Here is a 24,319-nt window from a genome sequence, read left to right as displayed (position 1 = left end):
GATCGTTCGGTTCAATGGTGAGTGGGGCGGCGGCGGGTGTCAAGCCTGTGGATAACCAGGGGAAGGTGTGCCGGCGGCGGCCGCATAGGTACGGTTCCGGGGCGGAGACACCCGCATGAGGACTGGGAACGGGGCGGGAATGCAGTCATACGGGGAGGAAACGCGGCAGTCGTTGGCCGCGCTGTCGCTGCCCTCGCGCATCGTCATAGGAACGGCGGCCAGCGCCATCGCGGTCGCCGCCCTGATCCATCTCGCGATGATGTTCTTGCACGTCGCACCGTCGAACACGCTCAGCAAGCAGCAGTCCGGGCTGATCAGCGACTACGTCTACCCCGAGTACGAACAGAACTGGAAGCTGTTCGCCCCCAACCCCCTCCAGCAGAACACCGACGTCCAGGTCCGCGCCCAGCTGCGCACCCCGGACGGCACCTCGCGCACCACGGGCTGGACGGACCTCACCGCCCGCGACGGGCAGGCCATCCTCCACAACCCGCTGCCCAGCCACACCCAGCAGAACCAGCTGCGCCGCGGCTGGGAGCTGCTCTCCAGCACCCTCGACGCGCAGAACCGCCCGGCCGGCGACCGCGGTGAGATGTTCGCCCGCTACCTCCGCCGGATCGCGATGCTCCGGATGTCCGGCGAGTGGACCAAGAATGGCGACAGGGTCGCCGAGATCCAGTTCCGCTCACAGACCACGGCCGTGCTCCCGCCGCCGTGGAGCGCCGAGAAGGTCAGCGACAAGCCCGTCTACCGCGTGCTGCCCTGGTGGCAGATCACCGCGACCGATCTGCCCGAGGGGGCGACGAACAAGTGACGTCACCGACGCCGCAGCCGCCCGCCACCCCGCCGACCGCGAGCACCGTGCAGACCACCGACGCCCCGCAGGCCGCCGACGCTCCCGGCGCCTATCAGGAGACCCGCATCGAGCGCGCCGTCGGCCGCGGTTTCGCCCGGGTCAGCGCCCGCGCCCTGGCCCCGTACCAGACCGCCGTCATCCGGATCGGCTTCGCCGGCACCTGGTTGCTGTTCCTGCTGCGGGAATGGCCGCACCGGCAGCAGCTCTACGGCCCCGCCGGCCCGTTCGACTTCGGCATGGCGCGCCAACTGCTCGACGGCAACCACGGCTTGTCCGTCCTGGTGTGGTCCGACGGCCGCGGCTGGTTCGAGTGCGTCTACTTCCTCGCCATCGCGGCCAGCGCGCTGCTGATGCTCGGCTGGCGCACCCGCACCATGTCGGTGCTGTTCATGATCGGTGTGCTCTCGCTGCAGAACCGCAGCGTCTTCATCGGTGACGGCGGCGACAACGTCATCCACCTGATGTCGATGTACCTCGTGCTGACCCGGTGCGGGCAGGTGTGGTCGCTGGACGCGCGCCGCGCCCGGCGGGCGGCCGCCCGCCCGGTGGAGGACGGCGCGACCCCGCCCCGGGACGTGACCGGCATCGTGCTGTGGGCGGTGCTGGGCCTCGCCCTCGCCGTCGCCCAGGTGCAGGGCGCCGCCGGGCTCACCTGGTTCGGACACGGGCCCTTCCCGCACTTCGGCTGGAGCCTGGCGCTGTGGGGACTGTGGGCGGCGCACGGCCTGTGGTGGGCGGCGCAGCGGTACGCCCCCGGGGAGCCCCGGACCGTCCTCGACACCCTGGCCACCCTGGCGCACAACGCCGTCCTGTTGGTGATCATGGTCGAGGTCTGCCTCGTCTACGCCACCGCCGGCTGGTACAAGATCCAGGGCTCGCGCTGGCAGGACGGCACCGCCGTCTTCTACCCCATGCACCTGGACTACTTCTCCCCCTGGCCGGGGCTGTCCCAGTTGCTCGGCAGCAACGGCCTGGCGGTCATGCTGATCACCTACGGCACCGTGATCGTCCAGGTCGCCTTCCCGTTCACGCTCTTCAACCGGCGCCTGAAGAACGTGCTGCTGGTCGCCATGATCTGCGAGCACCTGTCGATCGCGGTGCTGCTGGGGCTGCCGTTCTTCTCGCTGGCGATGATCACCGCCGACGCCGTCTTCCTGCCGACCAACTTCCTGACCTGGCTCGGCGGCCGCCTCTCCCACCTGCGCGGACGGTGCTTCCCTGGCACCGGCGCCGCCGTCCCCGAAGCGGCGTCCGGCGAGGGGCCGCCGGAGGGCGCTGCCCGCTCCGGCGGCGATGGCCATACGCTCGTGGGGTGAGCAGCGAAACCACCGCCCCCGCCGAGCCCCTCCAGTACGACGACGGGTACGGGCCCGAGATCGGCGTCGGCCCGCACCCGGAGCCCTGGCCCGAGGACGGCCGTTACGACCCCGAGCTGCTCGCCCACGGCGACCGTCGCAACGTCGTCGACCGCTACCGCTACTGGACCCGCGAAGCGATCGTCGCCGACCTCGACACCCGCCGCCACGACTTCCACGTGGCCGTCGAGAACTGGAGCCACGACTTCAACATCGGCTCGGTCGTCCGGACCGCCAACGCCTTCCTGGCGAAGGAGATCCACATCGTGGGGCAGCGCCGCTGGAACCGCCGCGGCGCGATGGTCACCGACCGCTATCAGCACGTCCGCCACCACCCCGACACCGAGGCCCTGACCTCCTGGGCCGCCACCGAGGAGCTGCCGATCATCGGCATCGACAACCTCCCCGGCTCCGTACCGCTGGAGACCACCGTGCTGCCGCGCCGCTGCGTGCTCCTCTTCGGGCAGGAGGGGCCGGGGCTGACCGAAGAGGCCCGCCGGCACGCCTCCCGGGTGTGCTCGATCGCGCAGTTCGGCTCGACCCGCTCCCTCAACGCCGGAGCGGCCGCGGCCATCGCCATGCACGCCTGGATCTCCCGCCACGCCCGGATCGAGGACCTCTGACGCGGTCCTGACCGACGGGACCCACCCGGACCGGCTCTCCGGGCCGCGCGTGACGGTGGTGGCTGTGCGTGGGGAGGGCCGGACCGGCTCATGCCGGGTGCGCTGCGGTCTGCTCCCCGGGTTCCCACGGAACGCGGGGACCCGGGCCCGGGCAGCCGCTTCGGCCCCGGGCCCGCCCGCGATCTCACGCCTCCCGGCGCACCTCCACCGTCCGGAACCGGTTCGCCACGAAGGCGCCGTCGCACAGCGCCGCGTTCGCCGCCGGGTTGCCGCCCGAGCCGTGGAAGTCGGAGAACGCCGCGGTCTGGTTCACGTACACCCCGCCGGTCAGGTTCAGCGACAGCTGGGCGCACTCCTCCAGACAGACCTCCTCCACCTGGCGCTCCACCTCGGCCGAGGTGGTGTACGCCCCGACCGTCATGGCGCCCTTCTCGCGGATCGTGCGGCGCAGCAGCGCCACCGCGTCGGCGGCGGAACCGACCGCCACCGCGAACGCCACCGGGCCGAAGCACTCCGACAGGTACGCCGCCTCGGAGTCCGGCTTGGCGCCGTCCAGCTTCACGATGACCGGCGTGCGGACCGTGGCCCCCGGGAACTCCGGGTTCGTCACCTCACGGGAGGCCAGCGCCACCTCGCCGAGCCCCGAAGCCTCCCCGATCCGCGCCTTGACCTGTGGATTGACGATCGCGCCGAGCAGTGCGTTGGCCCGTGCGTCATCGCCCAGCAGACCGCTGATCGCGCCCGCCAGATCGCTGACGACCTCGTCGTACGACTTCGGGCCCGCGTCGGTGTCGATGCCGTCCCGCGGGATCAGCAGGTTCTGCGGGGTGGTGCACATCTGGCCGCTGTAGAGCGACAACGAGAAGGCGAGGTTGCTCAGCATGCCCTTGTAGTGGTCCGTGGACTCGATGACCACGGTGTTGACGCCGGCCTTCTCGGTGTAGACCTGCGCCTGGCGGGCGTGCGTCTCCAGCCAGTCGCCGAAGGCGGTGGAGCCGGTGTAGTCGATGATCCGGACCTCGGGCCGGACCGCCAGCGTCTTGGCCAGCCCCTCGCCGGGCTTGTCCACCGCCAGGCACACGAGGTTGGCCGGCAGACCGGCCTCGGCGAGCACCTCACGGGCCACCTGGACCGTCAGCGCCAGCGGCAGCACGGCGCGCGGGTGCGGCTTGACCAGCACCGGATTGCCGGTCGCCAGCGAGGCGAACAGGCCGGGGTAGCCGTTCCACGTCGGGAAGGTGTTGCAGCCGATCATCAGGGCCACGCCGCGCGGCACCGCCCGGAAGGTCTTGGTCAGCTCCAGCGGGTCCCGCTTGCCCTGCGGCTTGCTCCACGCCGCCTTCTGCGGGGTGCGGGTCTGCTCCTCGTAGGCGTACGCCACCGCCTCCAGGCCGCGGTCCTGCGCGTGCGGCCCGCCCGCCTGGAACGCCATCATGAACGCCTGACCGCTGGTGTGCATCACGGCCTGGGCGAACTCGTGGGTGCGCGCGCTGATCCGGGCGAGGATCTCCAGGCACACCGCGGCGCGGGCCTCCGGGCCGGCGTCCCGCCACTCGGGGATCGCGGCCTGCATGGTCGGCAGCAGCACCGAGACGTCCGGGTGCGGATAGGTGATGCCCAACTCCGGGCCGTAGGGCGAGACTTCCTCACCCGTCCAGTCGTCCGTGCCGGGCTGGTCGAGCGCGAACCGGGTGCCACGCAGCGCCTCGAAGGCAGCCAGGCCGTCCGGTGCGGCACTCTCGCCGTATGCCTTGGGGTGCTCGGGGTGCGGGGACCAGTACGCACGGGTCCGGATTGCTTCCAGCGCCTTGTCGAGGGTCGGGCGGTGCTTCTCGATCAACTGCGCTGCGGTCCTTTCGGCGGCCATCGATAACCAACTCCTCGTCGACTGCGCGGAAAGTGGATGGGGACTGGGAGTGACACAGCAACGGAGTTAGAGTAACCGAACGATCGGTCGGGGCAAGAGTGCTCGGCCAACCTGTGGAAAACTCGCTCGGGGAGGATCAGCTGCCATGACGGCACTCGGCACCGACACCACCGTGGCAGTGGTGGGCACCGGCACCATGGGGCAGGGAATCGCGCAGGTGGCACTGGTCGCCGGGCACCCCGTACGGCTCTACGACAGCGCTCCGGGCCGGGCCGCGCAGGCCGCCGAGGCCATCGGGCGACGGTTGGACCGGTTGGTGGAGAAAGGCCGGATCCCGGCGGTCGAACGGGACGCCGCCCGCGCCCGCCTCTCCCCTGCCGAAACCCTCGCCGAGCTCGCCGACGCCGCACTCGTCGTCGAGGCGATCCTGGAGCAACTCCCCGCCAAACAGGAGCTGTTCCGCGCCCTTGAGGACGTCGTCCCGGCGGACTGCCTACTGGCCACCAACACCTCCTCCCTCGCGGTGACCGCGGTCGCCGGTGGACTGCGGCACCCCGGGCGCTGCGTGGGCATGCACTTCTTCAACCCCGCGCCACTGCTCCCGCTCGTCGAGATCGTCAGCGGCTTCGCCAGCGACGACACGGCCGCGGCCACCGCCTACGACACCGCCGCGGCCTGGGGAAAGACCCCCGTGCGCTGCGCCGACACCCCCGGTTTCATCGTCAACCGCATCGCCCGCCCCTTCTACGCCGAGGCCCTGCGCGTCCACGAGGAGCGGGGTGCCGACCCCGCCACCATCGACGCCGTCCTCCGTGAGGGCAGCGGCTTCCGGATGGGCCCGTTCGAACTCACCGACCTCATCGGACAGGACGTGAACGAGGCGGTGACCCACTCGGTGTGGACCGCGTTCTTCCAGGACCCGAAGTTCACCCCCTCGCTGGCCCAGCGCCGCCTGGTGGAGGCCGGCCTGCACGGCCGCAAAACGGGGCGCGGCTGGTTCGACTACGCCGAGGACGCCCGCCGGCCCGAGCCGCACACCGCAGGGCCCTGCCCCGCGCCCTCCTCGGTCACCGTGCTCGGCGAGCTGCCCGGGCCCGCCGCGGTGCTGCGCGAGGCGATCGAGGAGGCCGGCATCAAGGTCACCGGCGAGCGCGCTGCACGGGAGCCGGAGTCCGCGGGCGCCGTCCGGCTGCCCGGAGGCGCCCTGCTGGCCCTGACCAGCGGCGCTGCGGCCACGCGGCGGGGCCACGGCGCCACCATCAGCTTCGACCTCTCGCTCGACTACCGGGCCGCGACCCGGGTCGCCCTCGCGCCCTCGGCGACCGCCTCCGAGGGCGACCTCGCCGAGGCCGTCGGGCTCTTCCAGGCGCTCGGCAAGCAGGTCAGCGTCATCGACGACGTTCCGGGCATGATCGTCGCCCGCACGGTCGCGATGATCATCGACTTCGCCGTGGACGCCGCGGCCCGCGGCGTCGCCACCCCACAGGACATCGACACCGCGATGCGGCTCGGGGTGAACTACCCCGGCGGCCCCATTCAGTGGGTCGATCGCCTCGGTGCCCCCTGGGTGTGGCGCCTGCTGGACTCCCTGCACCGCCAGAATGCCCAGGGACGCTACGTACCGTCCTGGGCGCTCCGGCGCCGTGCGGACCTCGAGGAATGGGTGCTCTAATCATGACCATGGCCAAGCGCGACGCCTACACGCCCGATTCGCTGCTCGCGGTCTCCGTCGAGGTGTTCATCGAGCGCGGCTACGACGGCACCTCCATGGAGCACCTCTCCAAGGCGGCCGGGATCTCCAAGTCGTCGATCTACCACCACGTGCGCAGCAAGGAAGAACTGCTGCGCCGCGCGATAAGCCGCGCCCTGGACGGGCTCTTCGGTGTCCTGGCGGAAGCCGACGCCCAGCAGGGGCGGGCGATCGAGCGGCTGGAACACGTCACCCGGCGCGTGGCCGAGGTGCTGATGGACGAACTCCCCTACGTGACACTGCTGTTGCGGGTGCGCGGGAACACCGACACCGAGCGGTGGGCCATGGAGCGCCGCCGCGAGTTCGACCACCGGGTAGCCGACCTCCTCAAGGAGGCCGCCGCCGACGGCGACCTACGGGACGACGTGGACATCCGGCTGGCCACCCGCCTGCTCTTCGGCATGATCAACTCGATCGTGGAGTGGTACCGGCCCGGGCGGGGCGGCTCGGCCAGCCGCGACGAGGTCGCGGAGGCCGTGGTGCGGACGGCGTTCTCGGGGCTGCGCAAGGTCTGAGCGGGCGGCCGCGCGGGCGGCTCGCGGCGGGGCGGACGGGGGCCGGGAAGGCCCCACGCGACCTCGTCGGCCCCGCCCCGCCCGAGGGCCCCGGTGCGGGGCCCCGGCCCTATCCCTCCTCCACCCCCAGGTCCGTCTCCTCGAACACCAGCAGCGTGCGGGTGCTCAGCACCTCCGGTATCGACTGGATCCGGGTCAGGACCAGTTCGCGCAGTTCGCGGTTGTCCTTGGTGTGTACCAGTAGCAGCACGTCGAAGTCCCCGCTGACCAGCGCGATGTGCGCGGCGCCGGGGAGCGTGGTGAGTTGTTTGCGCACGGTCCGCCAGGAGTTCTGCACGATCTTCAACGTGATGTAGGCGGAGGCGCCCTGACCTGCCCTTTCCTGGTCCACGAGGGCGCTGAAGCCGCGTATGACGCCGTCGTCGAGGAGCCGGTTGATCCGCGCGTAGGCATTGGCGCGCGAGACGTGCACCTGCTCGGCGACGGAGCGTATCGACGCCCGGCCGTCGGTCCGCAGCAGGCGCAGGATGGTGCGGTCGATCTGGTCGAGGGGGCGCGCGGCCGGAGGTGCCGGGGCGGGCGTCGCCGACGGCTGCCCGCCCGGAGTGGCCATCTGTTCCTCCGGCATGTGCTCCCGCCTCCCCTTTGTGGACTCCCTGTCTTCATCACAAGCTGTGGAGAACCGTTTGTCCACAGGCTGAACCCGCCTGTAGCCAAAATGCATCAGCGACCGAACAATCGGTAGGGAAGGGGTCACCGGCCCCGACCGTTCGCGTTCTGCCCGACCCCCAGCGACCGCTGGGAGGTACCACCGGCTCGCCCACCACCCATGAGGCGCATCGCGCCACCCCTTCGATGACGAGGAGGTGCCCGACATGACGGTCCTCGAGCAGCCCGGCAGCAGCAGGCACACCAGTGACCTTGCCGGCCCGCCGCCCACCTGGCGGCCGCGCGTCGATCCCGCGCCCCTCCTGCCCGACGCCGCGCCGTACCGCGTCCTGGGCACCGACGCCGCCCGCCGGCTCGACCCCGCACTGCTGAAGCGGCTCTACGCCGAGCTGGTGCGCGGCCGCCGGTACAACACCCAGGCCACCGCCCTCACCCGGCAGGGCCGGCTGGCGGTCTACCCCTCGTCCACGGGCCAGGAAGCCTGCCAGGTCGCCGCGGCGCTCGCCCTCCAGGAGCAGGACTGGCTCTTTCCCAGCTACCGCGACACCCTCGCCGCCGTCGCCCGCGGCCTCGATCCGGTGCAGGCCCTGACCCTCCTGCGGGGCGACTGGCACACCGGGTACGACCCGTACGAGCACCGCATCGCCCCCCTGTGCACCCCGCTCGCCACCCAGCTCCCGCACGCCGTGGGCCTGGCGCACGCCGCCCGCCTCAAGGGCGACGACGTGGTCGCCCTGGCCATGGTCGGCGACGGCGGCACGAGCGAGGGCGACTTCCACGAGGCGCTCAACTTCGCCGCCGTCTGGCAGGCCCCGGTCGTCTTCCTCGTGCAGAACAACGGCTTCGCGATCTCCGTACCGCTCGCCAAGCAGACCGCCGCGCCGACCCTCGCCCACAAGGCGGTCGGCTACGGCATGCCCGGCCGCCTCGTGGACGGCAACGACGCCCCCGCCCTGCACGAGGTCCTCACTGACGCGGTGCGCCGGGCCCGTGAGGGCGACGGCCCCACCCTCGTCGAGGCCGTCACCTACCGCCTTGAGGCCCACACCAACGCCGACGACGCCACCCGTTACCGCGCCGACGCCGAGGTCGAGAGCTGGCGGGCCCACGACCCGATAGCCCTGCTGGAGCGCGCGCTGACCGACCGCGACCTGCTCGACGACGCGTTCGCCACCGCCACCCGCGACGGCGCCGAACGTCTCGCCGCCGACCTCCGGGAGCGGATGCACGCCGAAGCGGCGCTGGAGCCGATGGAGCTGTTCGACCACGTCTTCACCCAGCAGACCAGCCAATTGCGTTCCCAGGCCGCCCAGTTGCGCGCCGAGCTGGACGCCGAGGCCGAAGGGGTCGAAGCACCCGAGTCCGCCACGGACACCGTGGCGCCCGCCCAGGAGGCCAGGCCATGACGACCACCGCCGCGCCGACCGCGCGCAAACCGGCCACCATGGCACAGGCGCTCACCCGCGCCCTGCGCGACGCCATGGCCGACGACCCCACCGTCCACGTGATGGGCGAGGACGTCGGCGCCCTCGGCGGCGTCTTCCGGATCACCGACGGCCTGGCCGAGGAGTTCGGCGAGGACCGCTGCAGCGACACCCCGCTCGCCGAGGCCGGCATCCTGGGCACCGCCGTCGGCATGGCGATGTACGGGCTGCGGCCGGTCGTGGAGATGCAGTTCGACGCGTTCGCCTACCCGGCCTTCGAGCAACTGGTCAGCCACGTCGCCCGGATGCGCAACCGCACCCGGGGCGCCGTCGCCATGCCGCTGACCATCCGCATCCCCTACGGCGGCGGCATCGGCGGCGTCGAGCACCACAGCGACTCCTCCGAGGCGTACTACCTCGCCACCCCCGGCCTCCAGGTCGTCACCCCGGCGACCGTCGAGGACGCCTACGGGCTGCTCCGCGCCGCCATCGCCTCCGACGATCCGGTCGTCTTCCTCGAACCCAAGCGGCTCTACTGGTCCAAGGCCGACTGGTCGGCGGACGCGCCCACTGCGGTCGCCCCCATGGGCCGCGCCGCGGTCCGCCGCCGCGGCAGCAGCGCCACGCTCCTGACCTACGGCCCGTCCCTGCCCGTCTGCCTGGAGGCCGCCGAGGCCGCCCGCGCCGAGGGCTGGGACCTCGAAGTCGTCGACCTGCGCACCCTGGTGCCGTTCGACGACGACACGGTCTGCGCATCGGTGCGGCGCACCGGGCGGGCCGTCGTCGTCCACGAGTCCAACGGGTTCGGTGGTCCCGGCGGCGAGATCGCCGCACGGATCACCGAGCGCTGCTTCCACTACCTGGAGGCGCCGGTGCTGCGCGTCGCCGGCTTCGACGTCCCCTACCCGCCGCCCATGCTGGAGCGTCACCACCTGCCGAGCGTGGACCGGATCCTGGACACCGTCGCCCGTCTCCAGTGGGAGTCGCGCTGGACCGAAGGACGTGGTGCGTGATGGCCGTGGTGCGCGAGTTCACCCTGCCCGACCTGGGGGAGGGCCTCACCGAGGCGGTGATCGTGCAGTGGCTGGTCGAGGTCGGCGAGGTGGTGGCCGTCGACCAGCCGGTGGTGGAGGTCGAGACCGCCAAGGCGATGGTCGAGGTGCCGTGCCCGTACGGCGGGGTGGTGACCGCCCGCTTCGGCGCGGCGGGCACCGAAGTCCCGGTGGGGGCACCCCTGGTGACGGTCGCGGTCGGCGCGGCGCCGGAGGACGCGGCCGGTCGCGGACCGGCCCCCAACAGTGCCAACGGGTCGGCCTCGGTCGCGGCGCCGGCAGCCCCGGCCCCCGGCGCCGAGGACGCGGGAACGGGCCCTGCCGGTTCGGGAAACGTCCTGGTCGGCTACGGGACGAGCGGTGCGGCGGCGCGCCGCCGCCGGATCCTCCCGCACGCCGCGGAGGCCCCCGCGCACCCGCCCGCGCCCCCCGCCACCACGAACGGCACGGCCACCAGGCACGCCACCACCGGGGACGCCCCCGACACCGCGGTGGCCGACGGCATCTGCACGGTGGCCGTCATCTCCCCGCTGGTGCGCCGCATCGCCCGGGAGCACGACCTGGACCTGCGGGACGTACGGGGCAGCGGCCGCGACGGCCTGATCCTGCGGACGGACGTCGAATCCGCGGTGCGGGCCCTGGGCGAACGGCGGTCCGCCGCGGTCCGCCCCGCCGGCCAGGTCGACGCCGCCGCGGCCGGGCCCGTCCCCGGTGCGGAACGGATCCCGCTCAAGGGCCTGCGCGGCGCCGCGGCCGAGAAGTTCAGCCGCAGCCGCCGCGAGATCCCGGACGCGACGTGCTGGGTGGACGCCGACGCCACCGACCTCCTCGCCACCCGCCGGGCGATGAACGTCCCCGGCGCCCCCAAGGTGTCGCTGCTGGCCCTCCTCGCCCGCATCTGCACCGCCGCGCTCGCCCGCTACCCCGAGCTGAACGCCACCGTGGACACCACGGCCCAGGAGATCGTCCGGCTGCCCGCCGTCCACCTGGGCTTCGCGGCGCAGACCGACCGCGGCCTGGTGGTGCCGGTCGTCCGGGACGCCCAGGGCCGCACGGTCGAGCAGCTGTCCGCCGAGATCGCCCGGCTCACCGATGCCGCGCGGGCCGGGAAGCTCTCCCCGGCGGAGCTGTCCCGCGGCACCTTCACGCTCAACAACTACGGCGTCTTCGGGGTCGACGGCTCCACCCCGATCCTCAACCACCCCGAGGCGGCGATGCTCGGCGTCGGTCGGATAGCCGCCAAACCCTGGGTCCACGAGGGCGAGTTGGCGGTGCGGGAGGTGGTCCAGCTCTCGTTCACCTTCGACCACCGGGTCTGCGACGGCGGCACCGCCGGCGGATTCCTGCGCTACGTGGCCGACTGCGTGGAGCAGCCCGCGCTGCTGCTGCGCTCGTTGTGACGGTCGGGCGACGGCAGACGGTGTGAGCGCCTCGCTCCCGGCGATACTCAAGGGGTGAGCGACCACACCGACTACGACGCGATCGTGCTGGCGGGAGGGGCGGCCCGACGGCTCGGCGGGGTGGACAAGCCCGCCCTGGCGGTCGGCGGCCGCGCCCTCCTGGACCGGGTCCTGGCCGTCTGCCGCGACGCCGCGGCCACCGTCGTCGTCGGCCCCGACCGCCCGACCGCCCGCCCGGTGCTCCAGACCCGCGAGGACCCGCCCGGCGGTGGCCCGCTCGCCGCACTCGACGCCGGACTGCGCCACACCACCGCCCCCACGGTGTTGGTCCTCTCCGCCGACCTGCCGTTCCTGACGGCCGCGACCGTGCGCGCCCTCCTCGACACGGCGATCGCCGGCGCCGCCTCCCCCCGGGACGGGGCGCTGTTGCGCGATGCGGACGGGCGCGATCAGCCGCTGGTGGCCGCCTACCGCTCCGCCCCGCTGCGCCGCGCCCTCGACCGACTGCGGGCCGAACGCGGCACCCTCACCGACCTGCCGCTGCGCCCCCTGCTGTCCGCACTGGCGCTCGCCCGGGTCCCGGACGCCTCGGCCACGGCGTCCTTCGACTGCGACACCTGGGAGGACCTCGGCACGGCGCGTGCCCGGATCAGGGAGCATGGACACGTGTTGGACGAATGGATCACCGCAGTCAAGGCCGAACTGGGCATCGACCTCGATGTCGACACGGCGGCTCTCCTCGACCTCGCGCGGGACGCGGCACACGGCGTGGCCCGCCCGGCCGCGCCGCTGACCACCTTCCTGATCGGCTACGCGGCGGGACAGCAGGGCCGCGACGTGACGGAGTTGGCGCGGCGGGCCGCCGCCCTCGCCGAGCGCTGGGCGGCGGAAGCGGCCACCGAGCAGGCCGCGGCGGCGCCGACGGCCGGCCCCGGCGCCCCGGCGGGCGAAACGAAGCCCGCGCAATGACCGACGGGGAACACGGCGACCCGTTCGGCGACGAGTTCGCCGACGCGCTCGCGCTGGTCAACGGCACCGCGCCCACCCGCCGGCGGTCCGGGACCGCCGACCCGCAGGGCGCGTCCGGCGGCGCACCCGCCGAGTACGCCGCCGACTGCGCGGGACCGCCCCCGACCGGCGGCGCCCCCGGGCCCGGCCGCGCCGAGCAGCACCGCCCCGCCACCTCCGGCGACGCCCACGGTGCCGTGTCCACCGGCCCCGTGACGCGGTCCTCCGGCCACGCCGCCACACCCTGGCGCATCGCCCGTGACCTCGCCGAACGCGCGGTGCCCGGACCCGTGGAGCCGGGCACCGCAGAGCTCGCCGACGCGCTCGGCCGCACGCTCGCCGCCCCCCTCAAGGCCCTCACCGACCTGCCGTCGTTCGACACCTCGGCGATGGACGGCTGGGCGGTCGCCGGCCCCGGTCCCTGGCGCGTCGACCGCGCCGCCGACGACACCGGGCCCGGCCCGGACCCCGGCATCCTCGCCGGCCACGCCACCACCGCGGTGCTCCCCGACGGCCATGCGCTGCCCATCGCCACCGGCGCCCGCATCCCGACCGGCGCCACCGCGGTGCTGCGCAGCGAGCACGGCGAGGTCCTCGAACTCCCCGACGGCCGCGCCCGGCTGTACGCTCCGCGGCCGGTGCCGCCCGGCCAGGACATCCGCCCGCGCGGTCAGGAGTGCCGGTGCGGCGACCAACTCCTGCCCGCCGGCACGCTGGTGACCCCCGCGGTCCTCGGCCTGGCCGCGGCGGCCGGCTACGACGAGCTCGCCGCCCACCCCCGCCCCCGCGTCGAGGTGCTCGTCCTCGGCGACGAGCTGCTGCGCGACGGGCTCCCCCAGGGCGGGCGGATCCGCGACGCGCTCGGGCCGATGCTGGCGCCCTGGCTGCGCGCCCTGGGCGCCGAGGCGGCGCCCCCGCGACACCTCGGCGATGACGCCGAAGCGCTGCACGAGGCCCTCGCCGGCTCCACCGCCGACCTGGTCATCACGACCGGCGGCACCGCATCGGGCCCCGTCGACCACGTGCACCCCACCCTTCAACGGCTCGGCGCGGAGCTGCTGGTGGACGGCGTGGCGGTGCGCCCCGGCCACCCCATGCTGCTGGCCCGCCTCGCACCGCGCCGGCACCTCGTCGGCCTTCCGGGAAACCCCCTGGCCGCGGTGTCCGGTCTGCTCACGCTCGCCGAACCCCTGCTCCGCACGCTCGCCGCCCGCCACCCCGCCGCGCCGTACCGGGTGCCGCTGGCCGCCGCGGTCCCGGGCCACCCGCGCGACACCCGGCTCGTCCCGGTGGCCTACCGCGACGACGACCGGCACGGGCTGGTGGCCGGGCCGCTGCACTTCCACGGGCCCGCGATGCTGCGCGGGATCGCCGCCGCGGACGCGATGGCCGTCGTCCCGGCCGGCGGCGCGGAGCGCGGCACCGAGGTCGAACTCCTCGAACTCCCCTGGCCCACCGGCTGGTCGGCGGGCTGGCCGACGCCCGACACCTGCTACGACCCCGCAGCTCCCACCGGAGGCACCGCGTGAAGCTCCCGTCCCACGACGCCGCGGCGCGCGAGACCCCGGAGGACCGTTCGCGCCGGGTGATACTGCCCCGCCGCACGCCGAAGGCGCCGATACGGCAGGTCGCCCGGCGGTTGCTGATGGCCCTGCTGGTGCTCGTCGCGACGGTCTTCATCGTGTGGATCGACCGCGAGGGCTACCACGACAACGCCGGTGGCCAGCTCGACCTGCTCGACTGCGCCTACTACGCCACCGTCACGCTCTCCACCACGGGTTACGGCGACATCGTCCCCTACAGCGCCAGCGCACGGCTGTTGAACATCCTCCTGGTCACCCCCCTGCGCGTGCTGTTCCTGATCATCCTGGTCGGCACCACGCTGGAGGTGCTGACCGAACGCACCCGTGAGCAGTGGCAACTGAAACGCTGGAGAAACGCCTTGCGCGACCACACCGTCATCGTCGGCTTCGGAACGAAGGGCCGGTCCGCCGTCCAGACCCTGCGGGCCACGGGCCTGCCCCGGGACCGGATCGTCATCGTCGACCCCAGCACCAAGGTGGTCGAATCGGCGGTGGCCGAGGGGTACGCGGGCGTGGTCGGCGATGCGACGCGCAGCGACGTCCTGCTGCGGGCCGAGATCCAGCGCGCGCACCAGATCGTCATCGCCACCCAGCGCGACGACACCGCGGTGCTGGTCTCCTTGACCGCCCGTCAGCTCAACAAGCGCGCCAACATCGTCGCCGCGGTGCGCGAGGAGGAGAACGCGCCGCTGCTGCGGCAGTCGGGCGCGGACGCGGTGATCACCTCGGCCAGTGCGGCCGGCCGGCTCCTGGGCCTGTCGGTGCACAGCCCCAGCGCGGGTGCGGTCATGGAGGACCTGATCCAGCAGGGCAGCGGCCTGGACCTGGTGGAGCGGCCGGTGGTCAAGGCCGAGGTCGGCAAGTCCGTCCGGGAGACGAACGACCTGGTCGTCTCCGTGCTGCGCGGACACCGGCTGCTGGGCTACGACGACCCGCAGGCGAGCCCCCTGCAGACCGCGGACCGTCTGATCACGATCGTCCGTGCCGCCCCGGCGGAGGAGTCCGTCGTCCCCGGGAAGCCGTCCGGCAAGCCGACGTTGCCCGGTACCGCGGTCTCCCCGATGCGCCCGGCGGACGACTGACGGACCGTGGGACGGGGCGCCGTCGACCGGTGGGCGGCGCGGTGACCTGTGGCGGGGCCGTGCCCGCCCCTTTCGCCCCGTGGCCGGTCGGCGAGTAGCCTCGCGCCCATGCGAGCGATCACCATCCCCGAGCCCGGTGGCCCCGAAGCCCTCGTCTGGGCCGAAGTGCCCGATCCGCAGCCTGCCGAGGGCGAGGTCCTGATCGAGGTCGCGGCCAGCGCCGTGAACCGCGCCGACCTGCTCCAGCGCCAGGGCTTCTACGATCCGCCGCCCGGGGCCTCCCCGTACCCGGGCCTGGAGTGCTCGGGACGGATCGCGGCGGTCGGACCCGGCGTGCACGGCTGGGCGGTCGGCGACGAGGTGTGTGCGCTGTTGGCGGGCGGCGGGTACGCCGAGAAGGTCGCCGTGCCGGCCGGTCAGGTGCTGCCGCTGCCGCCCGGCGTCGACCTCGTGACGGCCGCCGCGCTTCCCGAAGTCGCCTGCACCGTCTGGTCGAACGTCTTCATGATCGCGCACCTGCGGCCCGGCGAGACCCTGCTGGTCCACGGCGGTGCCAGCGGCATCGGCACCATGGCCATCCAGCTCGCCAAGGCGGTCGGCGCGCGGGTTGCGGTCACCGCGGGCGGACCGGAGAAGCTGGCCCGCTGCGCCGAGTTGGGCGCCGACGTCCTCATCGACTACCGCGAGCAGGACTTCGTCCAGGAGATCCGCAAGGCCACCGAGGGCAAGGGCGCGGACGTCATCCTCGACATCATCGGCGCCAAGTACCTCCAGAAGAACGTCAAGGCGCTGGCGGTCGCCGGCCGGCTGGCGATCATCGGGCTGCAGGGCGGAGTGAAGGCCGAGCTCAACCTCGCCGCGCTGATCGCCAAGCGCGCCGCGATCACCGGCACCGGTCTGCGGGCCCGCCCGGTCAGTGAGAAGTCCGCCATCGTCGCCGCCGTCCGGGAGCACGTCTGGCCGCTGATCGGCAACGGCCAGGTCCGCCCGATCGTGGACCGGGCCCTGCCGATGACGGAGGCCGCCGAGGCGCATCGCATCCTGGACGCCAGCGGTCACGTCGGCAAGGTCGTCCTGACGGTCTGAGCCGGCCGCGACCCCGCCCCCGGGGCCCCGAACGCCCCTCGCCCCTCCCCGTGCCGGCAGGTCACCCGGCCGATCTGCCCGAGATGCCGCGGCCCACCCGCCGTGTGACGCTGGGCACGTCACTCGACGGCTCGGCACGGGAGGGGCACCGTGGTCGCTCCAGGGTTCCGTACGCGCATGGCCTCCAGTCTCTTGGTGCTCGCCGCGGTCCTGCCCGTCTCCCTGACCGCCGGCCCCGCGCTGGCGGCGGACCGGCAGGCCACGCCGGCCGCGCGTCCCGACGAGACGTTGGACGACTTCGCGGCGGTCCCCGCACTGACCGGGGAGTTCTCGACGGAGCAGTACCCCGGCCGTCCCGGCGGGTTGCCGGACTTCCCCGGCGCCTACGACTTCCGTGACTTCCCGGACGCCTTCCTGGGCCTTTCCGGCACGTTGCCGGGCTTCCCGCGCCACCCCGGTGGTCCGTTCCGCCACGCACCGCGGCACCACCACCCTCACCCGTTCGGCCTCGGCTTCCCCTGGTCCTCGGACCCTGTGCCGGGGCTCGACGAGGGTGCTCCGGACGACTCCGCGGACGCCGATGCGGACGTCTCCGAGCCGCCGCTGCCGTCCGCCCCGCCGCGCGCTCCGGCCCCCGACCCCACACCGCCGCCGACCTCTCGGCCGAAGCCGCACGAACGCACCCCCTCGGCTCCGTCGGACACCAGCCCGCACACGAGCCCCGCGCCCCGGCCGCGCCCCTCCCGCCCGCATGACCTGGCGGTCCCGCCCTCCCCGACCCCTGATCGGCAGGCGCCGACACCCGCTCCCGAAGAGGACGGGGACACGACCATGGCCGGCCCGGACTCGGTCGCAAGCCCCTACCCCCTCGATGCCCCGGGCACCCGGGTCGAACGGGTCCTGCCGATGGGCGCCGGGATGGCCCTCACCGGCCTGGGACTGGCTTTCCTCGGACTCCGGCTGCGCCGCCGCTGAGATCGTGTTTCACGTGAAACGGTTCGCCGTTCAGGGTGGGTGGTCGCTCTCCGCGGTTTCACGCTCCGTGGTTTCACGTGAAACACCACCGAACCGCGGCGTTTCCCGGGGAGCGGCGCACCGTGAAACGAAGGAAGGCCAGCGTTTCACGTGAAACAGCCGAGAATCCGTGGTTTCACGTGAAACGTACGGCCAGGGAACAGGGTGCATAACGGGCTTGCCCGACGGGCAATTCGTCGGGTCGGCAAGGGTGGATCACCTTCTGCCAGGGGCACCAACGTTCTGGACCTGTCGTACGAGAGAATGGCGGCATGGATATGCCGATGAACGAACGGTCGCAGGAGAACCAGCACGTCTTGGTCGTCGGCCCGGACGGCATGGCGCTCGGCAGCGCCGGCTCCGGTGACGGGGACGAGGGCGGGGAGCCCCGTGAGACTCCGGTGACGGACATGGTCGAGCAGCCTGCGAAGGTCATGCGCATCGGCAGCATGATCAAGCAGCTGCTGGAAGAGGTGAAGGCGGCTCCGCTCGACGAGGCGAGCCGGGTGCGCCTCAAGGAGATCCACGCCAGCTCGGTCAAGGAGCTGGAAGACGGCCTCGCCCCCGAGCTGGTCGAAGAGCTGGAGCGGCTGTCGCTGCCCTTCACCCACGACTCGGTGCCGACCGAGGCCGAGCTCCGGATCGCCCAGGCCCAGCTGGTCGGTTGGCTGGAGGGCCTCTTCCACGGCATCCAGACCGCGCTCTTCGCCCAGCAGATGGCGGCCCGCGCCCAGCTGGAGCAGATGCGCCGTGCCCTGCCGCCCGGTCTCACCGCCGAAGGCCACCCGGAGCAGCCCGGTCATGACGGTGCCCGCTCGGGCCCCTACCTCTGATCGCGTCGTCCGACACCCACAACGGCCGGAGGGGCCGGCACGCAGTGCGCGTGCCGGCCCCTCCGGCCGTCAGGTGCCGTCGTGCTCAGTTGTGACCCGTCGAGATGGTCAGCTCGATGGTGTCGTTGCTGCGGGGGTCCCACCAGCTGATGCCCGCCGGAGTCTGGTCCGTGACGGTGTTCTTGCCCCAGATCGCGTCGTTCTGTTCCTTGACGATCTTGTACTTCCAGCCGGCGGCCTTGATGCACGCCTCGACCGAATCCAGGTTCTTGAACTTGAACGAGGGGAAGAGGACCTTGCCCTTCTGGCTGTAGCTCGGCGTCGGATTGGTGCACTGGCTGGCCTGGATCGTCGCCGTCTTGTCTTCGGGACGGACGCTGGTGGTGGGCGACGGGGAGTAGGCGTACGTCGGGCTGTCGCTCCCGCCACTGCTGCTGGCGCCGGCCCCGGCGCTCAAACCGATGCCGACGGCGATCGCGGTGACGACGACCACGCCCACCACCGCGGCGACGATGATCACCCCGGTGTTGTTCTTGCGGGGGCGTGCCGGCGGCATGGATCCGGTCACCGGCGCGGGCGGACCGGGGAACGGCGGCGGCGGAGGGGCCTGGAACCCGCCGGCGAACGGCGGGGGCGTCGGGGCCGGGGCCGGCGTCGGGTAGGCGTTGTTCACCGGCGGCGGCGTCGAGGGGCCGAAGGCGGCCTGCGTCGGCTGGTACGGCTGCTGGACGCTCGGCGGCACCGGGGTGTGCGGGTTGCCGGCGGCGGTGGGGAAGACCGCGGAGGAGACCGAGGCGCCGCTGGTGCGGGCCCGCGGGCCTTCGCTGATGATCAGGGGCGTCGCGCCGGACTGGCCGGAGCCGGCGATCCGCAGGCACTCGTCCCGCATCGCCTCGGCGGTGGGGAAACGTTCGTTGGGGTTCTTCCTCAGCGCCCGGGCCACCAGCGCGTCCACCGCCGGCGGCAGCGAGCGGTTGATGCTGGAGGGGACCGGCGGCTCTTCCTGCACGTGGGCGTAGGCGATGGCCAGCGGGGAGTCCGCGTCGAACGGCAAGTGTCCGGTCAGCAGCTCGAAGAGCATGATGCCGACCGAGTACAGGTCGGAGCGGGCGTCCACGCCACGGCCCAGGGCCTGCTCGGGCGAGAGGTACTGCGGGGTGCCGACGACCATGCCGGTCTGGGTCATCGAGGTCACGCCGGACTGCATGGCGCGGGCGATGCCGAAGTCCATGACCTTGACGACGTTGCGCTTGGTCATCATGACGTTGCCCGGCTTGATGTCCCGGTGGACCAGGCCCATCTCGTGGCTCGCCTCCAGGGCGGCGAGCACGTCAGCGGTGATTTTCAGCGCCTTTTCGGTCGGCATCGCGCCGTGCTGTGCGATGTCGGAGTCCAGCACGGAACGCAGCGGCTGGCCGGAGACGTACTCCATGATGATGTACGGCACCATGCCGCCGTCGAGCTCGTCCTCGCCGGAGTCGAAGACCGAGACGATGTTGGTGTGCGTGAGCTTCGCCACGGACTGCGCCTCGCGCCGGAAGCGCTCGCGGAACGCCTGCTCGCGGCCGAGTTCGGTGTGCAGGGTCTTGATCGCGACCTCGCGGTCCAGCACGCTGTCATAGGCGAGGTGCACGGAAGCCATGCCGCCGGCGCCAAGAAGATCACGAAGCTGGTAACGTCCACCGCCGACCGAACGGCCCTCGAATTGGCCTTGAGCGCCGTCCTGGCTCATCGTTCCGCTTCCCCCTAGGCGCACTGCCCGTATGTCTAGCGATCAAAATCCAGATTTCCGCAGCCAAGTCTGCCCCAGGGCACGGACACGTCAAGCTGTGTGCCCGTTCCGTGACCAGATGTGCAAGATCCGGGCACGGTCATGAAGGGGTTCGGGCTTCCGGTCACCCCTGGTGAACTTGCGACACTTGGGATGCGGAGGGTTTGATGGCCGGTCCACGACGGACCGGTGGGTGCCGCGGAACCTGTAGCGTGCTCTAGCGAAGACCGAGACCTTACCGCTGCAATGCGGATCGATTCGACGGCGAGGACCGATGGCACCGACGCAGCGCCCCCAAGGGCCGTCCGATCCTGACGCCACCGGCTCCAACGTCTCCGACGCGCCGGAGCTGTGGGGCAACGGCGGGCTCGTCGGTGACGGCCGCTACCGGCTGACGCGCCGGCTGGGCCGCGGCGGCATGGCCGAGGTGTTCGCCGCCGAGGACGTGCGCCTGGGCCGGACCGTCGCCGTGAAGCTGCTGCGCTCGGACCTCGCCGAGGACCCGGTGTCCAAGGCCCGCTTCACGCGCGAGGCGCAGTCCGTCGCCGGTCTGAACCACCACGCGGTCGTCGCCGTCTACGACTCCGGTGAGGACTTCGTCAGCGGCAACACCGTGCCGTACATCGTGATGGAGCTGGTCGAGGGCCACACCATCCGCGACCTGCTGCTCAACGCCGAGGCGCCGCCGCCGGACCAGGCACTGATCATCGTCTCCGGGGTGCTGGAGGCGCTGGCCTACAGCCACCAGCACGGCATCGTGCACCGCGACATCAAGCCCGCGAACGTGATCATCACCAACAGCGGCGCCGTGAAGGTGATGGACTTCGGCATCGCCCGCGCCCTGCACGGTGCGCAGTCGACCATGACCCAGACCGGCATGGTCATGGGCACCCCGCAGTACCTCTCCCCGGAGCAGGCGCTCGGCAAGACCGTCGACACCCGCTCCGACCTCTACGCCACCGGCTGCCTGCTGTACGAACTCCTCGCGCAGCGGCCGCCGTTCACCGGTGAGACCCCGCTCTCGGTCGTCTACCAGCACGTCCAGGACATGCCGGTGCCGCCCTCCCAGGTCGCCGACGCGGTGCCGCCGGAGCTGGACGGTCTGGTCATGCGGTCGCTGGCCAAGGACCCCGACGACCGGTTCCAGAGCGCCGAGGAGATGCGCGGTCTGGTCCAGTACTCGCTGCAGATGCTGCACGAGCAGGGCGGCCACACCGGCACCTGGAACACCGGCCCCGTCGCGCTGCACGACGGCGGTCACACCATGGCCCTCCGCGGCGGAGCGGCCGAGACCTCCGTCATGTCGCACGCCGAAGCCGGGAAGACCACGGCCCAGCCGATCCTGACGCCCGGCATGCGGGACGACGACGGCGGTTTCGAGGGCGGCTACCGCCAGGCCAAGGGCGGCCGCGGCAAGATCTGGCTGATCGCGGTGCTGGCACTGATCGCCATCGCGGTGGGCGTGGCCTTCGCGGTGCAGAACACCAACGGCAACGAGCACAAGCCCAAGACGCCGGTCACCCAGTCGCCGAAGCCGTCCCAGTCGGACGAGACCACCGAGCCGCCGACGGACGAGCCGACCACCACGGACACCTACCCGGGCAGCACCAGCGGCGGCGGGAACCCCTACACCCACCGCCCGAGCCACCAGCCGAGCACCCAGCCGTCGTCCCAGCCGTCGTCGTCACCGACGCCGTCCTCGGAGCCGCCGACCAGCACCACCGGCGGGACGACCGACGGCGGCACCACCGACGGTGGCACCACCAACGGTGGGACGACGGATGGTGGCACCACCAACGGTGGGACGACGGACGGCGGGACCACCAACGGTGGCACCAACAACGGCGGGACCACCAACGGCGGCACCACCAATGGCGGGACCAACAACGGCGGGACCACCAACGGCGGCACGACGCCCCTCGGCGGGGCGACCGGCGGCTGACCGGGACGGACCGGCGGGCCGGCGCCGCGCGCGTCAGCCCGTGAACGCCCGTCGCACGGCGGGGAATTCGCGGGTCCACCACACGGCCAGCGCGGCCGCCGCGGGGAACTGCGGATCGGTGCGCAGGTCGCCGAGCCGGTAGCGCCAGGTCAGCATCCAGAAGTCGTTCAGCCGCTCCCACCAGACCCGGTGCACGGCTGCGGCCAGCTCGTCGGCTCCGGCCCCGCACACGCTGCGGTAGGCAGCGGCGTACGCAGCGACCTTCGACAGGTCCAGGGTGCCGCAGGGACGGACGAAGAAGATCGCGGCGGCGCGTACCGCCTCCTCCGCGCGCGGGTGGACGCCCAGCCGGTCCCAGTCGACGATCGCGCCCGGTTCGGTCCCGCGGTAGAGCACGTTCAGCGGGTGGAAGTCGCCGTGCACCCAGCCCGCCGGGGGCTCCGCACCGGGAGCCGGGCGGCGGTGCGCCTGCCGCTCCAGTAGGGCCCGGCGCTCCAGGAGGCGGTGCTCGGCGAGCTCGTCGAAGCTGGTGCGCGGCCGGGCGCCGCGGGCCAGCGCCAGCAGCTCGTCGATCGTCTCGAAGGTCCGCTCGGGGTCGGCGGCGGTGTCGGTGCCCGGCGGCCGCGGTGGCGCCGGCTCGTCGGCCATCACCTGCTCCAGCGTCGTGTGGACCCGTCCGAGCAGCCCGCCGAGCCGGCGGGACTGACCGACGGTCAGCGCCGTGCCGCTCAGGTGCCGGCCCGTCCGCCAGGGGTGCAGGGCGTAGTGGCGGCCGTCCAGGACGGTGAAGGTCCGCCCGTCCGTGCCCGTCACGGGCGGGACGACGGGCAGGCCGCACCCGGCCAGCCTGCGGGTGGCGCGGTGCTGGCGGGTGAGTGCGGCCCGGTCGCCGTCGAGGTGGTGTTTGAGGAAGTAGCGGCCGCGGGTGGTGGCGAGGAAGTAGCCGTGGTTGAGCAGGCCCTCGGCGACGGGTTCGCAGGACAGCGGTGCGCCGGCACCGTCGTAGTGGCGCAGCAGGGATCCGAGGGTGTCGCGGTCGGGCGTGGCCGCCGACCGGACTACAGATGAGCGCAGCACGCGCCAGATGTTAGATCAACTTCGCCCAGTGGAGTGGGTGTCCCGGAAAGCCTCACAGAGGGTGTGCGTATCCGAAGACCGGGACGTCCGTGAGGTGATGCAGCGTCACGAATTCCGGCTCGATCCGCAGGAAGACCGCGTCGTAGGGGACGCCGTCGGCCAACCGCGGTGTGCGGCCGAACAGTTCCCGCTCGACCGGGGTGGGCTCGACGACCCGGGCGGTGCCGGTGAACTGCACGGACCAGGTGTCGCGGGCGCCGCTGTTGACGTTGTCGGCCTCGTAGGCGACGACGCTGCCGTCCAGCGCCCGGTGGTACTCGTAACCGCGGTGCAGGCGCAGCAGCACGCGGTTGTCGACGACGACGTGCCGGGTGACGGTGGTGAAGGGGAGCGCCCTGCGGCTGGCCGACACCCGGCCGTAGGGGGTACTGCTCAACAGCTCGATGGCGCGGAAGACGTCGGTGGGCATGGTGTCACCCTGCCCGGCCGGAGCGGCGGAGGGTAGGGGCGGCAGCCCCCGCGAGGCGGGACGTTGGTCCCTTCCGCCGGTCCCGGAACCGCTGATTCCGGAGACGTGGCCTTGGTGTCGTTCCTGTTCAGCGCCGTTCGGCCTGCATGCGGGCGACATAGGCGGCGGCCTGGGAACGGCGTTCCATACCGAGCTTGGAAAGCAGGCTGGAAACGTAATTCTTGATCGTTTTCTCGGCGAGATGGAGCCGTTCGCCGATTACGCGATTGGTCAATCCCTCGCCGATCAAATCGAGGATCTTGCGCTCCTGCTCGGTGAGGTTCGCCAGTCGGTCGTCGCCCTTCGCGGTGTTGCCGTCGCGGAGCCGTTCCAGGACGCGCGCGGTGGCCACCGGGTCGAGCAGTGATTTCCCGGCCGCCACGTCGCGGACCGCGGAGAGGAGTTCGCTGCCGCGGATGGCCTTGAGGACATAACCGGACGCACCGGCCATGATCGCATCGAAAAGGGCCTCGTCGTCGGCGAACGAGGTGAGCATCAGGCACTTGATCTCTTCGTCTTGGGCGCGAATCTCGCGGCAGACCTCGACGCCGCTGCCGTCGGGGAGGCGGACGTCGAGCACGGCCACGTCCGGACGCGTCGCCGGGATCCTGACCAGCGCATCCGCCGCGGTGCCGGCCTCGCCGACCACCTCGATGTCGTCCTCGACCGACAACATTTCGTGGACGCCCCGCCGGACCACTTCGTGGTCATCGAGCAGGAAAACCGTGATTTTTCCGTCTTCGCGCACGTTCCCAGTCTCACACATCAACTCTTCCCGTGCTCCAGGTCACCGATATAACGTGCCGTTGTCCCGGTGGCCTGCAACGCTGTGACCAGGAGTTGTTCCCAGCCTTCGCGATTTACTTGGAAATCCAAGCAAAATCGCAGGTCAGCGCCATTTCCG

Annotated in this window: 21 protein-coding genes; 15 read left to right on the top strand and 6 right to left on the bottom strand. The window is 72.5% G+C overall.

What is annotated here, in order from left to right:
• Positions 1-139: 139 nt before the first annotated feature.
• The 3 genes from ABD385_RS10340 to ABD385_RS10330 are packed head-to-tail and all read left to right on the top strand — an operon-like array spanning position 140 to position 2,834.
• Positions 140-814 carry a DUF5819 family protein gene (locus tag ABD385_RS10340; RefSeq protein ID WP_344574804.1) on the top strand — a complete coding sequence of 225 codons (675 nt, stop codon included), beginning with the start codon at positions 140-142 and terminating at the stop codon, positions 812-814.
• The gene (locus ABD385_RS10335) at positions 811-2,172 is read left to right on the top strand and encodes an HTTM domain-containing protein (protein WP_344574803.1); all 1,362 of its coding nucleotides are present in this window, start codon (positions 811-813) and stop codon (positions 2,170-2,172) included. The genes ABD385_RS10340 and ABD385_RS10335 overlap by 4 nt, the downstream gene beginning before the upstream one ends.
• The gene (locus ABD385_RS10330; RefSeq protein ID WP_344574802.1) at positions 2,169-2,834 is read left to right on the top strand and encodes a TrmH family RNA methyltransferase; all 666 of its coding nucleotides are present in this window, start codon (positions 2,169-2,171) and stop codon (positions 2,832-2,834) included. Before ABD385_RS10335 ends, ABD385_RS10330 begins: the two co-directional genes overlap by 4 nt.
• A gap of 184 nt (positions 2,835-3,018) precedes the next feature.
• On the opposite strand, the gene paaN is transcribed toward ABD385_RS10330, so the two are convergent.
• The gene (gene paaN, locus ABD385_RS10325) at positions 3,019-4,701 is read right to left on the bottom strand and encodes a phenylacetic acid degradation protein PaaN (protein ID WP_344574801.1); all 1,683 of its coding nucleotides are present in this window, start codon (positions 4,699-4,701) and stop codon (positions 3,019-3,021) included.
• Positions 4,702-4,846: 145 nt separating this feature from the next.
• On the opposite strand from paaN, the gene ABD385_RS10320 reads away from it, so the two are divergent.
• Positions 4,847-6,373, top strand: a complete 1,527-nt coding sequence (locus ABD385_RS10320; RefSeq protein WP_344574800.1) for a 3-hydroxyacyl-CoA dehydrogenase — start codon at positions 4,847-4,849, stop codon at positions 6,371-6,373.
• Between the two features lie 2 nt (positions 6,374-6,375).
• A complete protein-coding gene (locus ABD385_RS10315) occupies positions 6,376-6,966 on the top strand; it encodes a TetR/AcrR family transcriptional regulator (RefSeq protein ID WP_344574799.1) in 591 nt (196 codons plus the stop codon).
• Between the two features lie 109 nt (positions 6,967-7,075).
• On the opposite strand, the gene ABD385_RS10310 is transcribed toward ABD385_RS10315, so the two are convergent.
• Positions 7,076-7,594, bottom strand: a complete 519-nt coding sequence (locus ABD385_RS10310; protein ID WP_344574798.1) for an Lrp/AsnC family transcriptional regulator — start codon at positions 7,592-7,594, stop codon at positions 7,076-7,078.
• A gap of 247 nt (positions 7,595-7,841) precedes the next feature.
• On the opposite strand from ABD385_RS10310, the gene pdhA reads away from it, so the two are divergent.
• The 9 genes from pdhA to ABD385_RS10265 all read left to right on the top strand — a co-directional run bounded on the left by pdhA (position 7,842) and on the right by ABD385_RS10265 (position 18,117).
• A complete protein-coding gene (gene pdhA / locus ABD385_RS10305; RefSeq protein WP_344574797.1) occupies positions 7,842-9,041 on the top strand; it encodes a pyruvate dehydrogenase (acetyl-transferring) E1 component subunit alpha in 1,200 nt (399 codons plus the stop codon).
• Positions 9,038-10,072 carry an alpha-ketoacid dehydrogenase subunit beta gene (locus ABD385_RS10300; RefSeq protein ID WP_344574795.1) on the top strand — a complete coding sequence of 345 codons (1,035 nt, stop codon included), beginning with the start codon at positions 9,038-9,040 and terminating at the stop codon, positions 10,070-10,072. Before pdhA ends, ABD385_RS10300 begins: the two co-directional genes overlap by 4 nt.
• The gene (locus ABD385_RS10295; protein ID WP_344574794.1) at positions 10,072-11,511 is read left to right on the top strand and encodes a dihydrolipoamide acetyltransferase family protein; all 1,440 of its coding nucleotides are present in this window, start codon (positions 10,072-10,074) and stop codon (positions 11,509-11,511) included. The genes ABD385_RS10300 and ABD385_RS10295 overlap by 1 nt, the downstream gene beginning before the upstream one ends.
• A gap of 54 nt (positions 11,512-11,565) precedes the next feature.
• Positions 11,566-12,480 (top strand): NTP transferase domain-containing protein, encoded by a 915-nt coding sequence (locus tag ABD385_RS10290; protein WP_344574793.1) that lies wholly within the window; start codon positions 11,566-11,568, stop codon positions 12,478-12,480.
• Entirely contained in the window at positions 12,477-14,048 is a 1,572-nt protein-coding gene (locus tag ABD385_RS10285; protein WP_344574792.1) for a molybdopterin molybdotransferase MoeA, read from the top strand. The genes ABD385_RS10290 and ABD385_RS10285 overlap by 4 nt, the downstream gene beginning before the upstream one ends.
• Positions 14,045-15,184 carry a potassium channel family protein gene (locus tag ABD385_RS10280; protein ID WP_344574791.1) on the top strand — a complete coding sequence of 380 codons (1,140 nt, stop codon included), beginning with the start codon at positions 14,045-14,047 and terminating at the stop codon, positions 15,182-15,184. The genes ABD385_RS10285 and ABD385_RS10280 overlap by 4 nt, the downstream gene beginning before the upstream one ends.
• A 108-nt stretch (positions 15,185-15,292) precedes the next feature.
• Positions 15,293-16,270 carry an NAD(P)H-quinone oxidoreductase gene (locus tag ABD385_RS10275; protein WP_344574790.1) on the top strand — a complete coding sequence of 326 codons (978 nt, stop codon included), beginning with the start codon at positions 15,293-15,295 and terminating at the stop codon, positions 16,268-16,270.
• Positions 16,271-16,447: 177 nt separating this feature from the next.
• Positions 16,448-17,245 (top strand): hypothetical protein, encoded by a 798-nt coding sequence (locus ABD385_RS10270; RefSeq protein ID WP_344574788.1) that lies wholly within the window; start codon positions 16,448-16,450, stop codon positions 17,243-17,245.
• 311 nt (positions 17,246-17,556) lie between these two features.
• A complete protein-coding gene (locus tag ABD385_RS10265; protein WP_344574787.1) occupies positions 17,557-18,117 on the top strand; it encodes a bacterial proteasome activator family protein in 561 nt (186 codons plus the stop codon).
• 85 nt (positions 18,118-18,202) lie between these two features.
• On the opposite strand, the gene ABD385_RS10260 is transcribed toward ABD385_RS10265, so the two are convergent.
• Positions 18,203-19,849, bottom strand: coding sequence for a protein kinase domain-containing protein (locus ABD385_RS10260; RefSeq protein WP_344574786.1), 1,647 nt, complete (start codon positions 19,847-19,849; stop codon positions 18,203-18,205).
• 313 nt (positions 19,850-20,162) lie between these two features.
• Here ABD385_RS10260 and ABD385_RS10255 point away from each other — a divergent pair, with 313 nt between their 5' ends.
• Positions 20,163-21,830, top strand: a complete 1,668-nt coding sequence (locus ABD385_RS10255; RefSeq protein ID WP_344574785.1) for a protein kinase domain-containing protein — start codon at positions 20,163-20,165, stop codon at positions 21,828-21,830.
• A gap of 33 nt (positions 21,831-21,863) precedes the next feature.
• On the opposite strand, the gene ABD385_RS10250 is transcribed toward ABD385_RS10255, so the two are convergent.
• The 3 genes from ABD385_RS10250 to ABD385_RS10240 all read right to left on the bottom strand — a co-directional run bounded on the left by ABD385_RS10250 (position 21,864) and on the right by ABD385_RS10240 (position 24,163).
• Positions 21,864-22,907, bottom strand: a complete 1,044-nt coding sequence (locus ABD385_RS10250) for a phosphotransferase (protein WP_344574784.1) — start codon at positions 22,905-22,907, stop codon at positions 21,864-21,866.
• 52 nt (positions 22,908-22,959) lie between these two features.
• Entirely contained in the window at positions 22,960-23,376 is a 417-nt protein-coding gene (locus ABD385_RS10245) for a pyridoxamine 5'-phosphate oxidase family protein (protein WP_344574783.1), read from the bottom strand.
• Between the two features lie 127 nt (positions 23,377-23,503).
• On the bottom strand, positions 23,504-24,163 hold the full coding sequence (locus ABD385_RS10240) for a response regulator (RefSeq protein WP_344574782.1): 660 nt from the start codon (positions 24,161-24,163) through the stop codon (positions 23,504-23,506).
• Positions 24,164-24,319: the final 156 nt, after the last annotated feature.

It is taken from the genome of Streptomyces lunalinharesii, from assembly GCF_039532155.1.
GTDB classification, from domain to species: domain Bacteria; phylum Actinomycetota; class Actinomycetes; order Streptomycetales; family Streptomycetaceae; genus Streptomyces; species Streptomyces lunalinharesii.
Note: the sequence above shows the minus strand (reverse complement) of the source record. Positions and strands in the feature narration are given on the sequence as shown.

Excerpts from the sequence above, each read along its gene's own strand:
- ABD385_RS10300 (WP_344574795.1), top strand. The coding sequence starts at position 9,038 with ATGACGACCACCGCCGCGCCGACCGCGCGCAAACCGGCCACCATGGCA.
- pdhA (WP_344574797.1), top strand. The coding sequence starts at position 7,842 with ATGACGGTCCTCGAGCAGCCCGGCAGCAGCAGGCACACCAGTGACCTT.
- paaN (WP_344574801.1), bottom strand. The coding sequence starts at position 4,701 with ATGGCCGCCGAAAGGACCGCAGCGCAGTTGATCGAGAAGCACCGCCCG.
- ABD385_RS10320 (WP_344574800.1), top strand. The coding sequence starts at position 4,847 with ATGACGGCACTCGGCACCGACACCACCGTGGCAGTGGTGGGCACCGGC.
- ABD385_RS10260 (WP_344574786.1), bottom strand. The coding sequence starts at position 19,849 with ATGAGCCAGGACGGCGCTCAAGGCCAATTCGAGGGCCGTTCGGTCGGC.
- ABD385_RS10265 (WP_344574787.1), top strand. The coding sequence starts at position 17,557 with ATGGATATGCCGATGAACGAACGGTCGCAGGAGAACCAGCACGTCTTG.
- ABD385_RS10315 (WP_344574799.1), top strand. The coding sequence starts at position 6,376 with ATGACCATGGCCAAGCGCGACGCCTACACGCCCGATTCGCTGCTCGCG.
- ABD385_RS10275 (WP_344574790.1), top strand. The coding sequence starts at position 15,293 with ATGCGAGCGATCACCATCCCCGAGCCCGGTGGCCCCGAAGCCCTCGTC.
- ABD385_RS10340 (WP_344574804.1), top strand. The coding sequence starts at position 140 with ATGCAGTCATACGGGGAGGAAACGCGGCAGTCGTTGGCCGCGCTGTCG.
- ABD385_RS10270 (WP_344574788.1), top strand. The coding sequence starts at position 16,448 with ATGGCCTCCAGTCTCTTGGTGCTCGCCGCGGTCCTGCCCGTCTCCCTG.
- ABD385_RS10245 (WP_344574783.1), bottom strand. The coding sequence starts at position 23,376 with ATGCCCACCGACGTCTTCCGCGCCATCGAGCTGTTGAGCAGTACCCCC.
- ABD385_RS10295 (WP_344574794.1), top strand. The coding sequence starts at position 10,072 with ATGGCCGTGGTGCGCGAGTTCACCCTGCCCGACCTGGGGGAGGGCCTC.
- ABD385_RS10285 (WP_344574792.1), top strand. The coding sequence starts at position 12,477 with ATGACCGACGGGGAACACGGCGACCCGTTCGGCGACGAGTTCGCCGAC.
- ABD385_RS10310 (WP_344574798.1), bottom strand. The coding sequence starts at position 7,594 with ATGCCGGAGGAACAGATGGCCACTCCGGGCGGGCAGCCGTCGGCGACG.
- ABD385_RS10255 (WP_344574785.1), top strand. The coding sequence starts at position 20,163 with ATGGCACCGACGCAGCGCCCCCAAGGGCCGTCCGATCCTGACGCCACC.